This is a genomic window from Pseudomonas sp. S2_E02 (genome assembly GCF_054668355.1).
This window is the reverse complement of sequence record NZ_CP162761.1, coordinates 4,725,486-4,738,849: the sequence shown is the minus strand read 5'-3', so window position 1 is coordinate 4,738,849 and position 13,364 is coordinate 4,725,486. Positions and strand designations below refer to the sequence as shown.

General features: G+C 59.8%; 11 protein-coding genes and 1 tRNA gene. 3 read left to right on the top strand and 9 right to left on the bottom strand.

Annotated elements, in window-relative coordinates:
• Positions 1-103: 103 nt before the first annotated feature.
• The gene (gene dibA / locus AB4O01_RS21310) at positions 104-2,023 is read right to left on the bottom strand and encodes a phosphodiesterase DibA (protein WP_093440397.1); all 1,920 of its coding nucleotides are present in this window, start codon (positions 2,021-2,023) and stop codon (positions 104-106) included.
• A 146-nt stretch (positions 2,024-2,169) separates the two neighbouring features.
• Between dibA and desA the strand changes: the two genes are divergently transcribed.
• Together desA and AB4O01_RS21300 are read left to right on the top strand one after the other, a co-directional pair.
• A complete protein-coding gene (desA, locus tag AB4O01_RS21305) occupies positions 2,170-3,354 on the top strand; it encodes a delta-9 fatty acid desaturase DesA (RefSeq protein WP_034151820.1) in 1,185 nt (394 codons plus the stop codon).
• A 143-nt stretch (positions 3,355-3,497) separates the two neighbouring features.
• Positions 3,498-4,487, top strand: a complete 990-nt coding sequence (locus tag AB4O01_RS21300; protein WP_093440388.1) for a GGDEF domain-containing protein — start codon at positions 3,498-3,500, stop codon at positions 4,485-4,487.
• Between the two features lie 136 nt (positions 4,488-4,623).
• Here the strand turns inward: AB4O01_RS21300 and AB4O01_RS21295 are convergent, their stop codons facing one another.
• The 3 genes from AB4O01_RS21295 to gabD all read right to left on the bottom strand — a co-directional run bounded on the left by AB4O01_RS21295 (position 4,624) and on the right by gabD (position 8,880).
• On the bottom strand, positions 4,624-5,835 hold the full coding sequence (locus tag AB4O01_RS21295; protein WP_093440384.1) for a response regulator: 1,212 nt from the start codon (positions 5,833-5,835) through the stop codon (positions 4,624-4,626).
• A gap of 140 nt (positions 5,836-5,975) precedes the next feature.
• On the bottom strand, positions 5,976-7,253 hold the full coding sequence (gene gabT / locus AB4O01_RS21290; protein ID WP_460089448.1) for a 4-aminobutyrate--2-oxoglutarate transaminase: 1,278 nt from the start codon (positions 7,251-7,253) through the stop codon (positions 5,976-5,978).
• A 184-nt stretch (positions 7,254-7,437) separates the two neighbouring features.
• On the bottom strand, positions 7,438-8,880 hold the full coding sequence (gene gabD, locus AB4O01_RS21285) for an NADP-dependent succinate-semialdehyde dehydrogenase (protein WP_093440380.1): 1,443 nt from the start codon (positions 8,878-8,880) through the stop codon (positions 7,438-7,440).
• Between the two features lie 442 nt (positions 8,881-9,322).
• Here gabD and AB4O01_RS21280 point away from each other — a divergent pair.
• Positions 9,323-9,399 (top strand) — tRNA-Arg (locus tag AB4O01_RS21280).
• A 77-nt stretch (positions 9,400-9,476) separates the two neighbouring features.
• Here AB4O01_RS21280 and AB4O01_RS21275 read toward each other — a convergent pair.
• From AB4O01_RS21275 to AB4O01_RS21255, 5 genes are all read right to left on the bottom strand, one after another.
• Positions 9,477-9,743: a hypothetical protein gene (locus AB4O01_RS21275; RefSeq protein ID WP_460092302.1), complete on the bottom strand. Its 267-nt coding sequence runs from the start codon at positions 9,741-9,743 to the stop codon at positions 9,477-9,479.
• 20 nt (positions 9,744-9,763) lie between these two features.
• Positions 9,764-10,360 carry a hypothetical protein gene (locus AB4O01_RS21270; RefSeq protein ID WP_460089446.1) on the bottom strand — a complete coding sequence of 199 codons (597 nt, stop codon included), beginning with the start codon at positions 10,358-10,360 and terminating at the stop codon, positions 9,764-9,766.
• A complete protein-coding gene (locus AB4O01_RS21265; protein WP_175559670.1) occupies positions 10,357-10,938 on the bottom strand; it encodes an RNA polymerase sigma factor in 582 nt (193 codons plus the stop codon). The genes AB4O01_RS21270 and AB4O01_RS21265 overlap by 4 nt, the downstream gene beginning before the upstream one ends.
• A 30-nt stretch (positions 10,939-10,968) precedes the next feature.
• A complete protein-coding gene (locus AB4O01_RS21260) occupies positions 10,969-12,648 on the bottom strand; it encodes a vWA domain-containing protein (RefSeq protein ID WP_257356736.1) in 1,680 nt (559 codons plus the stop codon).
• Positions 12,649-12,735: 87 nt separating this feature from the next.
• Complete coding sequence (locus AB4O01_RS21255) at positions 12,736-13,296, bottom strand: YbhB/YbcL family Raf kinase inhibitor-like protein (protein ID WP_093440364.1); 561 nt, start codon at positions 13,294-13,296, stop codon at positions 12,736-12,738.
• Positions 13,297-13,364: the final 68 nt, after the last annotated feature.

Genomic DNA, 13,364 nt, shown 5'->3' with positions numbered 1-13,364 from the left:
CCCACGCGCAGCAAAGGAATGCAGCCGGCGGCGCTCTGCGCCGCGATTTTGGGCCGACGCAGAGCGCCCCTTTGCTGAGCGCAGGAACAAGTTTGCCCCTGTCTTAGCTAACCACCGGAGTTCTCGCCCAATCAATCTCCTGCGCCGGAGCCGGTCGCCCAAACCAGTAGCCCTGCCCCAGATCACATTCCTGCTCAAGCAGAAACGCCGCCTGCTCAACCTGCTCGATGCCCTCGGCATGCACCTGCATGCCCATGCTTCGGGCCAGCGCGATGATCACCCGGACAATCGCCACGTCATCCTCATCCCACGGCAACCCGGCAACGAAACCCTGATCGATCTTCAGCTTCTGCACCGGCAAGCGCTTGAGCCGCAGCAGTGACGAGTAACCCGTGCCGAAATCATCGATGGCCAGGCGAATACCCAATTCGCGCAAACGGTGCATCTGCTCCAGCGCGACTTCCGGATCATCCATCACTGCACTTTCAGTGACTTCCAGCTCCAGATATGCCGGATCCAGTCCGGTGTCGTGCAGCACCTGCGCCACCTGCTGGTACAACTCGCGCCGGGCAAACAGCCGCGACGAGACATTCACTGCGACAAACGACAACACCACTCCGGCCTGCCGCCATTGGCACATTTGCCGACACGCCTGCTGCATGACCCAGGCGTCGATTTCAGCGATCAAACCGGTGCGTTCGGCAATCGGGATGAACTCCGCAGGCGAGACCAGACCGCGTTGCGGATGCTGCCAGCGCACCAACGCTTCAACGCCAATCAAGCGACTGGTTTTCAAGTCATGCACCGGTTGGTAATAAACCCGCAGTTCCTGCTGCTCCAGCGCCCGGCGCAACTCGAATGCGATCTCCACACGTTGCTGGGCGTGGGCGGTGAGTTCTTCGGTATACAAGGCATAACCGTTGCGGCCGCTGCTCTTGGCCTTGAACAGCGCCGCATCGGCATTGCGCAACAGTTGCTCGGCGCTTAGCGCGTCGCTGGGGAACAGGCTGATGCCGAGGCTGGCGTTGATGAACAACTGATTGCCATCAATGCTGAACGGCTCCTTCAGCGCATCGAGAATCCGTTGCGCCAGCGCCGCTGCCTGCACCGGCTGTGGACAACTCTCTGCCAACACCGCGAACTCGTCGCCACCCAGGCGTGCCAGGGTAATACCGGGGCCAAACAGTTCTTGCAGGCGCGCCGCGACTGCCTTGAGCAAGCGATCGCCGACGTTATGGCCAAGGCTGTCGTTGATCATTTTGAAATGATCGAGATCGAGCATCAGTAACGCGCAGCCGCGCTTGTGGATCTGCGCCGAAGCCAGCGCCTGTTCGGCGCGGTCGCTGAACAGCAGGCGATTGGGCAGATCGGTCAGCGGATCGTGGTGCGCCAAGTGTTTGAGTTCATGCTCGGAATCCTTGATGGCGCTGATATCGGAAAACACCGCAACGTAATGGCTGAGCCGGCCCTGATCATCGTGAATGACCCGGATGGTTTGCCACTGTGGATAAATCTCGCCGCTCTTACGCCGATTCCAGATCTCGCCACTCCACTCGCCCTGCGACTCCAGGGTGGCGAACATCGCTTGGTAGAAACCCGGCGGATGATGGCCGGACTTGAACAGGCTCGGCTGCTGCCCGAGGACTTCTTCACGCTGATAACCGGTGATCTCGATAAACGCCCGATTGACGTGCACGATCAGCCCTTGGTGGTTGGTGACCAACACCCCTTCGCGGGTGCAATCGAAAACGGCCGCCGCTTGACGCAGGCGTTCGCGATCAGCGTGGCGCTCGCGCAACCGCGCACCGATGCCGAGAAACTCGCACAAGCGCGCCCGCGCCAGAAAGATCAGCCCGGCGCTGAGCGCCGCAAACACGTAACCGTTGATCAGTTGCCATCGGGCAAGATCGACGGAGTTATCGAAGAAATTGTTTAATAAATGATCAGTTCCCTGCAGCCAGACAACCGCAAGTACGAGATAGAGCAGCGCTGCACGCAAAGCATCGCGGTAAGTGGCACGCATTCGGCTGTCCATGTCCCTACAAAAAGGTTGGAATTATAGGTCAAGAAACATCCAGCGACTCTTATCTGAAAGGGCGACTGGTTTTATCTGTGTGCTTGGTGATAATGCAACGGCTGTTTTTATCTTTATCGAGGGCCCTATAGCCTATGTGGTACGAAGGTTTTCTTGGCTTGTCGGCCTGGTCTCTGGTCGCAGTCACCCTGCTGATGACCCACGTGACAATTGTCGCCGTCACGGTCTATCTGCACCGCTACTCGGCCCATCGCTCGCTGGAGCTGAATGCCGGCCTGAAGCACTTTTTCCGTTTCTGGCTGTGGCTGACCACGGCGCAGAACACCCGCGAGTGGACCGCCATCCACCGTAAGCATCACGCCAAGTGCGAAACCGAAGATGACCCGCACAGTCCGGTCATCAAAGGCCTTTCCACCGTGCTGCGCACCGGCGCAGAGCTGTATCGTGCCGAAGCGCAGAACCCGGAAACCCTGCGCATCTACGGCAAGAACTGCCCCGAAGACTGGATCGAACGCAACGTCTACAGCCGCTACCCGCTGCTGGGCGTGGCGATCATGGGCGTTATCGACCTGCTACTGTTCGGCACCATCGGTATCACCATCTGGGCGATCCAGATGATGTGGATCCCGGTGTGGGCCGCTGGCGTGATCAATGGCCTGGGCCATGCCGTCGGCTATCGCAACTTCGAATGCCGCGACGCGGCGACCAATCTGGTGCCTTGGGGCATCCTGATCGGCGGTGAAGAACTGCACAACAACCACCACACCTACCCTAACTCGGCCAAGCTGTCGGTGAAAAAGTGGGAGTTCGACCTCGGCTGGGCATGGATCAAAGTCTTCTGCTTCCTGCGTCTGGCCAAGGTCCAGCGTGTCGCGCCAATTGCCCACCGTGTCGAAGGCAAGGGCAATCTGGACATGGACACCGCGATGGCCATCCTCAACAACCGCTTCCAGATCATGGCCCAGTACCGCAAGCTGGTAATCGGCCCGCTGGTCAAGCAAGAGCTGGCCAAGGTCGATCATTCGGTGCGTCACCAGTTCCACCGCGCCAAACGTCTGCTGTCGCGGGAAACCAGCCTGCTGGAAGATCGTCATCACTTGCGTATCCAGACCATGCTCGAGCACAGCCAGGCACTGAAGGTAATTTACGAAAAACGCCTGGCCCTGCAGCAGATCTGGGTCAAGACCAGTGCAAATGGCCACGACATGCTCGCGGCCATCAAAGAGTGGATTCACGAGGCAGAAGCCAGCGGCATCCAGTCCCTGCGCGAATTTGCTGATCAGTTGAAAACCTACTCGTTGCGTCCTGCAGCGGTCTGAGACCGTTGATCGGTGCACCCGGCTCCCGGGTGCACCCTTCGGAACTTCGCCAAAAATCGCCTATCTCAAAGACACTTCGCCATCCCGGCGGGCTGTACTGTGGCCGTTGTCGAATTGCGGCACGTCCTTTGAGATCTGTGCCGATGGTCAACAACAATCAAAAAGACTCATCCTTCCCGCAGTGGCCCGAAGCCGCGCAAACCCTCATGGCGTTGATGCACGCCCAAGGTGAAGTCGCTCGACTGAGCGAACGCGAGCAGCTGTTCAGCTCCTTGCTGGTCAGCGTCAACGCCGTGCTCTGGGCCTTCAACTGGGAAACCCGGCAGGTGCTGTACGTCAGCCCCGCCTATGAACGGATTTTCGGCCGTTCTGCTGGCCTGCTGCTCGCCGACTACAACCAGTGGCGCGACAGCATCTACCCCGACGATCTCGACTACGCCGAACGCAGCCTCGCCGAAGTGCTGCATAAAGGCGCGGTGGAAGATCGCGAATACCGGATCATCGCCGCCGACGGCCAGGTGCGCTGGCTCAGCGACAAATGCTTCATCAACCGTCAGGACGAACCCGGTCAGCCGGTGATCATCGTCGGCATCGCCGAAGACATTACTGACAAGAAGCAGATGGAAACCGAGCTGCACCGTTTGGCGACTACCGACGTGCTGACACAAAGCAGCAATCGCCGGCACTTCTTCGAGTGCGCCAATCGCGAGTTCGAAGTAGCGCGGGTGCAGGGCGCGCAAATGGCCTTTCTGCTGCTGGATATCGATGATTTCAAAATGATCAACGACACCTACGGTCATCCCGAAGGCGACAACGTGTTGCAGCGGATTGCCGAGTGCGGGCGCGGGTCATTACGTCGAGGGGATCTGTTCGGGCGGATTGGCGGCGAAGAGTTTGCAGCGGTATTTCCCGGTTGTGCACCGGACATGGCCATGCAAGTGGCGGAGCGGCTGCAGCAGGAGATTCAACGGTTGAGTTTCAGCCATGATGGCCAGACGTTCGGTATCACCGTCAGCCAGGGGTTGACCAGTCTGACCGAGACCGACGACAGCCTCGACAGCCTGTTCGCCCGCGCGGATGCGGCGATGTATGAGGCCAAGCGACAGGGCAAGAACCGCATCATTTCTGCCTGACCCGTATCTCAGCTACACAGAGATCCATTGTAGGAGTGAGCCTGCTCGCGATAGCGGAGTGTCAAACGAACCGTTGGTGTCTGACACTCCGCTATCGCGAGCAGGCTCACTCCTACAGGGGTTTGCGTAAGTCAGGTTATTTGCGCATCCGCATCAATTCCGGCAAGCCAATCTTCAGCAACCGCGCCGTGCGACTCTTCGCCAGTTCCTCAACGCCTTCATGCTCGGTCAGATGCGCCATCTGCGCTGCCATGTTCATCACCAACGCCTCACGGGAATACACCCCGCCGCCGAGTTGGTAGACCGACGCAATCAGCTCCCGCAATTCCAGCGGCAGGCGCCATCGGGTACGCAACGCCGAACCATAAGCCGCGCCAAACTCGGCCAGCGCGTCGCCCACCTCCTCCCACTCATCCAGCTCTCCGCCGGCCTGCTTCCACTCCTGCAGACAACGCAGCAACGCCAGATCACCCAGGCGATGCAGCATGCCCGCGCAGTAACAGCGTTCCTGATCGAGATCGAGCAGCCGCGCGAGGGTGCGCGCATATTCAGCGGTGTGCAGCGACAACCCCCAGTAACGTTCGGCATAGTCCGCCAAACATGGATCGCTGAGCCTGGCGCTACGCTTGAGTGCCAGCCCCAGAATCAGGTTCATGCTCTGCCCGGTGCCCAGCCGATGCAGGGCCTGCGCCAGTGTCTGCACCGGCGCGCCATGGTGCTGCGCCGCGCTGTTGGCCGCAGCGATCAGCACCGCCGTGATTTGTGGGTCGGTCTTGATCTCATCTTCCAACAGCTTCAGATCGAGGCCATTGGGATTGAGGCTGCGCTTCACCGCCACCTGCACATCGGTCATCAACGGCGCACCGTCAGCCTGCTCACGACGTCGCTCGAGAAACACCGACAAGGTCATGCCCGGCGCCAATGCCGGTACTTCACAGAAAACCTCTTCACCGGCATTCAGCAGCAAGCCCTGCAAACGCTCGGTCAGGCTTTCCATGTTCAGTGGTTTGGTCAGATAGGCCGTTGGTGCCAACGGAAGCGCTTCGCGCACGCTGGCGCTGTCGTTGCGGCTGCTCATCAGGATGAACGGCAGCGGCGGATTGCGTTTGCGCTGGCGCACGCTGCGCAGCACGCTCAAACCATCGATGCCGGGCAACTCCCAATCAACGATCGCCAGGTCATACGGCACTTCACTGAGCAATGACAGGGCTTGCTGCCCGTCGGCGCACAAGTCTATCCGCGCATCGCAACGCACGTTCAGGAGCACTTGTTTGAGCAGGTCCCGGGACCACGGATCGGCCTCGGCAATCAGCACTCGGGGTACGGCGGGTAAATCAACGGCAGTCATGCGCGCTCTCCCTTGCAATGCCTGAACCTTAGCCAATGCTGGCCATTCGATACAGCGCTAAAGCAATTGATAGGTTCACGGGGCGAAAAAAAACCCGCCGAAGCGGGTTTTTTTGTCTATCCGATCACACAGTGCGCGGCTTACAGCTCCGAGAAGCACTCTTCGATGATCGCCAGACCTTTGTCCAGTTGCTCGTCCGGCGAGGTCAGCGGTACGAGGACGCGCAGAACGTTGCCGTAGGTGCCGCAGGACAGCAGGATCAGGCCCTTGTCGCGCGCCTTGGCCACAACGGACGCTACAGCGGCGGCGTTCGGCTTGTGGCTGTCGCCGTTTTCGAACAGCTCGACCGCGATCATCGCGCCCAGGGCACGGACTTCGCCGATCACCGGATACTTGGCCTGGATAGCTTTCAGGCCAGTAACCAGACGCTCGCCGACAGCCTTGCAGCGGTCCAGCAGTTGCTCTTCTTCGAACACGTCCATCACCGCCAGCGCAGCGGCGCAAGCGATCGGGCTACCGGCGTAAGTGCCGCCCAGGCCACCCGGGGCGATGGCGTCCATGTATTCGGCCTTGCCGCACACACCGGCCAGCGGGAAGCCGCCTGCGATGGATTTGGCGAAGGTGGTCAGGTCGGCAGCAACGCCCATCTGCTCCATGGCGAAGAAGGTGCCGGTACGGCCAGCGCCAGTCTGTACTTCGTCAGCGATCAGCAGGATGCCGTGCTGGTCGCACAGGGCACGCAGACGCTTCATGAACTCTTTCGGCGCAACGTAGAAACCACCTTCACCCTGCACAGGTTCGATGATGATCGCGGCGATGTCTTTCGGCTCAGCATCGTTCTTGAAGATACGCTCGATGGAAGCGATCGAATCATCGATGCTCACGCCGTGCAGTTCGTTCGGGTACAGCGCGCGGAAGATGCCGCCTGGCATCAGGCCCATGCCGGCCGAGTACGGCACGACTTTACCGGTCAGGCCCAAGGTCATCATGGTGCGACCGTGGTAAGCGCCGGTGAAGGCGATCACGCCAGCGCGGCCAGTGGCGGCACGGGCGATTTTCACGGCGTTTTCAACGGCTTCGGAACCGGTGGTGACCAGCAGGGTTTTCTTGGCGAAATCACCTGGCACCTTGGCGTTTATTTTCTCGCACAGCTCAACGTACGGCTCGTAAGCCAGTACCTGGAAGCAAGTGTGAGTCAGCTTGTTCAGCTGTTCGGTCACGGCGGCGATGATTTTCGGGTGCACGTGGCCGGTGTTCAGTACCGCGATACCGCCGGCGAAGTCGATGAATTCACGACCTTCAACGTCAGTCACGGTGGCGTTCTTCGCCGATTCAGCGAAGATCGGGTGAATCTGGCCGACACCACGTGGAACAGCTGCGGTACGACGGGCCATCAGTTCAGCGTTAGTCTTGCTCATTACAGTCCTCATTCGCCGCTCATCGGGCGGCGTGGTTCAAGGATTAGCGGGAGAAATCGACGGTGGCAGCATGCGATGATCGACTGCCACGGCGTTCCTGGCCGCAGAGAAAATTCCGGTTTGAAACGACGCAAAGGGACAGCGCTCTCGTGCCCTTTGCGTTTGCAGCGGTCTCTTACAGGGCTTAGATGCCCAGGCAGAGGTATTTGATTTCCAGGTAATCTTCGATGCCGTACTTGGAGCCTTCACGGCCCAGGCCCGAGGCCTTGATGCCGCCGAACGGCGCGACTTCGTTGGAGATCAGCCCGGTGTTGACGCCAACCATGCCGTATTCCAGCGCTTCCGCGACGCGGAACACACGACCGAGATCGCGAGCGTAGAAGTAAGAGGCCAGACCGAACTCGGTGTCGTTGGACATCGCGATCACTTCGGCTTCATCTTTGAAGCGGAACAGCGGCGCCAGCGGACCGAAGGTTTCTTCCTTGGCCACAGCGGCGTTTTTCGGCACGTTGGTGAGGATGGTCGGTTCGAAGAAGTTACCTTCCATTGGCTTGCCGCCAGCCAACACGGTGGCGCCTTTGGCTACGGCGTCAGCGATGTGTTCTTGCACCTTGGCCACGGCTTTTTCGTCGATCAGTGGGCCAGTGGTGGTGCCGTCTTCCAGACCGTTGCCGATCTTCAGTTTCGCCACCGCCACTTTCAGCTTCTCGGCGAACGCGTCGTAGACCGAATCCTGAATGTACAGACGGTTGGCGCAGACGCAGGTCTGGCCGTTGTTGCGGTACTTGGAAATGATCGCGCCTTCGACAGCCTTATCCAGGTCCGCGTCGTCGAACACGATGAACGGTGCGTTGCCGCCCAGTTCCAGCGAGACTTTCTTGATGTCCTTGGCGCATTCCGACATCAGTTGACGACCGATTTCGGTCGAACCGGTGAAGGACAGTTTGCGCACGATCGGGTTGCTGGTCAGCTCGCTGCCGATGTCGCCAGCGCTGCCGGAGACCACGCTGAACACGCCCGCAGGAATACCCGCGCGCTGGGCCAGTTCGGCCAACGCGAAAGCAGAAAACGGAGTTTGCGAAGCAGGCTTGAGCACCATGGTGCAACCGGCAGCCAGTGCTGGACCGGCCTTACGGGTGATCATCGCCGCCGGGAAGTTCCACGGGGTGATCGCGGCGGTCACGCCGATTGGCTGCTTGATCACGATCAGGCGTTTGTCTGGCTGGTGGCCCGGAATCACGTCACCGTAGATGCGCTTGGCTTCTTCGGCGAACCACTCGATGAACGAAGCGGCGTAAACGATTTCGCCCTTGGCTTCGGCCAGCGGCTTGCCCTGTTCGAGGGTCATCAGGCGCGCGAGGTCGTCCTGGTTCTCGATCATCAGTTCGAACCAGCGACGCAGCTTGCCGGCACGCTCTTTGGCGGTCAGTGCACGCCAGGCTGGCAGCGCTTTGTCAGCGGCTTCGATGGCACGGCGGGTTTCGGCAGCGCCCATTTTTGGCACGGTACCGAGGATTTCGCCGGTGGCCGGGTTGTTGACCTTGATCGTCTGACCGTTGTCCGCATCGACCCAAGCGCCATCAATGAAGGCTTGCTGGCGGAACAACAGGGTGTCTTTAAGCTGCATGTCGGCTTTCCTTAACAGCACCGCGGCCTGCGCGGAGCAAATTATGATTGTAGAAAGGCGCCTCGCAAGGCTGCCGTCAGGGAAATCAGTGACCGGGCGTGGCGCATCAACCGTGCACGATTCGAAACACCGGCGCTTCAACGCCCGGTCAACGAGCGTTTGAAATCTCAAACGGATCGTAGGATCAAAGGGGTTAAAGGACAATAGGTCGTTCGAAAAAAAGAACAAAAACGCCGCGTTTGTGGAATTTTTCAGATCAACGAGCCTAAAGCCTCAGCCGCAGCAAAACCATAGAACAGTCCCACGAAAGCGCCAAGCGAGGGTTTTGCAGGACGTTACCGCTTTATGGAATACCGCGATTTGCGCGGACATGCGCACTGACAATACCCGCCAAAACCCGGCATGGACGCCCCGAGTCGACCTAGGTATGATGTCGCCCGCTGCACCAGTAGCTCAGCTGGATAGAGTACTGCCCTCCGAAGGCAGGGGTCGTGGGTTCGAATCCCGCCTGGTGCACCATTGATTTAAACGAGAAAGCCCCGGACTGTGATGGTCCGGGGCTTTTTTGTGGGTGAAGTAAATGGACCGGAACGACGTTACTCCGTCGTCCAGTCGAACTCGTCGTAATCATCGTCATCCTCTTCCTCCTCAACCTCTTCAAAAGCGTCGTCTTCATCAACGACATCCTCTTCCGGCTGATTCAGCAGAAATTCCTTACGCGTCTCGGTAATCGCTCGCCGCATCTCTTCGCCCTTCTCCGGGCAGTTGAGCAGTTGGGCGATGCGGTCAATTTTTGCTGCCACGTTGTCCTCCAGCGTATCGGCAATGCCCCGATAGTGCGCGTTTTTGCGGGGCAATGCCAAATGGCTGAGGGGGCAGGCGGTCATTTTTTCTGCAGCTGTTGGAGTCGGGCGTCGAGATCGGTGTTCGGGTAGCGTTTGTGCAGGTTGTTGAACAGGCTGTCGGCGGCTTGCGACTGGCCGGATTCGCGCAGGCGCAGGACTTCGCGCAGTTGTGCGTCGAGGCCGTTGGCCGGGGCGGCGGCGCGTTTGCTGAATTTGGCTTCATCGGCGCTGATGGCTTGATCTTGCATCGGCGCGGCCATTTCCATCATCGGCGCAGGTGCCGGCATGGCGCCGGCCGGAGCGGACAATCGGTGCAGTTGCGCTGAATCCGTGTCGGTCATCGGTACGGCAAGTTTGGGGGCTGGGGCGTAGTCGTAATGACGCAGCGGCTCAGGAGCGCGCTGTACCAGTGACAACATCAATGCCACGCCGACGAGGCTGGCGAATGCAACCTGCCAGCGGGGTTTACGGCAAGCGTCGAGCCAGCGTTGCCACAGGCTTGGCTGCAGCGCAGGGGTTTGAAGCTGCGCAGCGTTGAGGATGAACGCATCAAGGTGCGCTGGCGGTTCGGCGTTGTGCTGTTCGCGAACATGTTTAATCACCGAATCTTCCGGTGTCTGGCGGGCGTCAGTCATGTCAGTACCTCCTCGGCCAGCAGCCGACGCAGTTTTTGCTGGGCATAGCGCAAGCGGCTTTTGACGGTTTCCAGCGGTGTTTCGGTGAGGCTGGCGATTTGTGCCAGGTCGAGGTCGCCGTGGGCGCGCAGCAAGAACACCTCGCGCTGGTCGGCAGGCAGGGTTTGCAGGGCGCTTTCCAGGCGCTGGCTGTCTCGACTGAGGCTGAGCAGCTGTTCGGGATCATTTGCCTCATCACTGACCGCGTGATTTTGCTCGTCGTAGCTGTCGTGCAACGGTTGCCGGGCGCCGTGTTTGCGCCAGTGGTCGATCAGGCGATTACGGGCAATCTGGAACAACCACGTACGAAATGTCGCCCGCCCTTGTGGCTGACTGCTGCTGCGGATCAGGCTCAGCCAGGTTTCCTGAAACACCTCGTCGGCCAGTTCCGGTTTGCCGCTCAATCCGAGCAGAAACCGATACAGGCCTTGGCGATGACGCGCGTACAAGGTCTCGAACGCCGCGCTGTCGCCCTGGCGATAACGCGCCAGCAGCGATTCATCGCTGCTGGCGGTTGAGCTGTCTGCCGAGGCAAACAGCTGACTGATGAAGCCTTTCAGACGACTCACTTATTCGATCCGTTGTTCAGTGGCCAACGCGTTCGATGCGGTTGAACTGCGCAAGCTCTGCGCCAATTCGACCAGTTGCACAAACTCATTGCGCAGACCAAAGCGATCATCGCCACGAGCGCCGCGAGCCAGTGCTTCGGTGTCTTTCAGGCTGAAGTCGCCGGTATAGCGAGCGTCCTTGAGTTGTTGGGAAAACGCGGCGACGGCAGCGGCAAAGCGCAGGTCTTCGCTGGCAGTTACAACCTGATTGGCGATGGGCCGCTCGATCAGCAGACTTTTCCCACCTTCGGCACGCTGATAACGCACACGCAGCATCGCTAATTCTCCGCTCTTTGCCGAAACAACAGCGTCGGATTTGCCGTAACGCAGCGGCTCCAGCCAGCCCTGCTCGCCCGCCGGAACAATTTCGTACAGCGCGGTCACCGTGTGTCCTGCGCCGATTTCGCCGGCATCGACTTTGTCATTGCTGAAATCCTCACGCTTCAACGCACGGTTCTCGTAGCCGAGCAGGCGATATTCGCTGACCTGCGCCGGGTTGAATTCCACCTGCAGTTTGACGTTTTGCGCCACCACGGCGAGGGTCGAGCTCAACTGATCCACTAATACTTTGCGTGCCTCGCGCAGGTTGTCGATATAGGCGTAGTTACCATCGCCAGCGTCGGCCAGTTGTTCCATCAAGTGTTCATTGTAGTTATCCACACCGAAACCCAGGGTCGTCAGCGAAATCCCGCTTTTGCGTTTATCCACAGCCATTTGCTTGAGGCTGTCGAAGTCGCTGACGCCGACATTGAAGTCACCATCAGTGGCCAGGAGGATGCGGTTGATGCCTTTGGGGATGAAGGCCTGCTGCGCCATTTGGTAGGCCAGTTCGATACCCGAGGCGCCAGCGGTCGAGCCACCGGCGGTCAATTGCTCGATGGCTGTACGAATTTTCGCTTTCTCGCGTCCGGAGGTCGGCTCCAGTACCACTCTCGATTCGCCGGCATACACCACCAACGAAACGCGATCCTGATCACGCAACTGATCGACCAGTAATTTCAGCGTGCTTTTGACCATCGGCAGGCCTTCGCGGCGATCCATCGAGCCGGACACGTCGACCAGAAATACCAGATTGGCCGGGGCCAGTTCCGCCACGGCGCGGTCGGAGGCCTTGATGCCGATACGCAGCAAGCGCGTGTGCGGGTTCCACGGTGAAGCGGCCAGCTCGGTGGTCACGCCGAAGGGCGAGCCATCACTGGGCAGCGCGTAGTCGTAGGGGAAGTAATTGACCAGTTCCTCCAGCCGCACCGCACCTTCCGGTGGCAGTCGACCTTGATTGAGCAAGCGGCGGACGTTGGCATAAGCGCCCGTATCGACGTCGGCACTGAAAGTCGAAACCGGCGTCTCGGCGACGCTGTGGATCGGGTTATCGGCCAACGTCTGATACTGCTCGCGCTGCTCGTCGCGATAGCTCTGTGGATAACTTTCACTCAACGGCATCGGCGCGCTGCCCGCATTGGGCATCCTGTACAGCGCGCGTTTGGCCATTGAGCTGTCAGCCATCACGGCTTCCTGCTGAACCAACACCTCAGGCTCCGCCGGTGCAGGCACAGCAGCAGAATCGGGTGTGGACGAAGCACCGCAACCGGCGAGCGCCAGCAGCACACCAACCGCAACAGGACGCAAAAGAGAATGAGACATGGGGGCTGACCTCGGGATGAATTTGATCATTCATCTCCTGAGACGGGCAGCCCTTTCAGTTCGGGTTAAACGCCGCTAAAAATATTTTCAGCGGTGATAACGCCGCACCGCACTGCTGTTGCGCAGCACATGGCCTTTGATTTTTTCCATCAGCTCGGCGCGGGTCAGACCGGCGGGCAAGGCGTCCGGGGCCAGATCCAGCGCGTAGATCTGGATGATGTAGTGGTGCGCACTGTCGCCCACTGGCGGGCACGGCCCCATGTAATGGGTGTTGCCCTTGCTGTTGGTGCCGCCGAGACCTTCGAGCGCGGATTTGGCACCGACGCCCGCTGCAATCTGGTGCGTGGTGGCTTTGATGCCGTAATGAATCCAGTGATCGACGCCCAGGCCTTTCTGGCCATCCGGGTCGTGCATGACGATCGCGTAGCTCTGGGTGCCGACAGGTCCAGCGTTCCAGCTCAGCGCTGGCGACTGGTTCTTGCCGCCGCAGCCGGGTGCATCGCTGGCCGCTGCCGAGGTGAACAGGCGGTTATCGGAAACACCCGGGATGTTCAGGGTGAAACGCTCCTGGGCCTGCGCCGGAAACTGCACGCAAAGGGTGACGGCGAGAGCCGCCAGCCATGGGTTGAGAGAGGTCAATCGGGTCATTCCGGGAGCACCTTGTGCAGTTGGGCCGTCGTCGGCTTGCAAACTATAGCTGTACCGTTCGCGCCGTG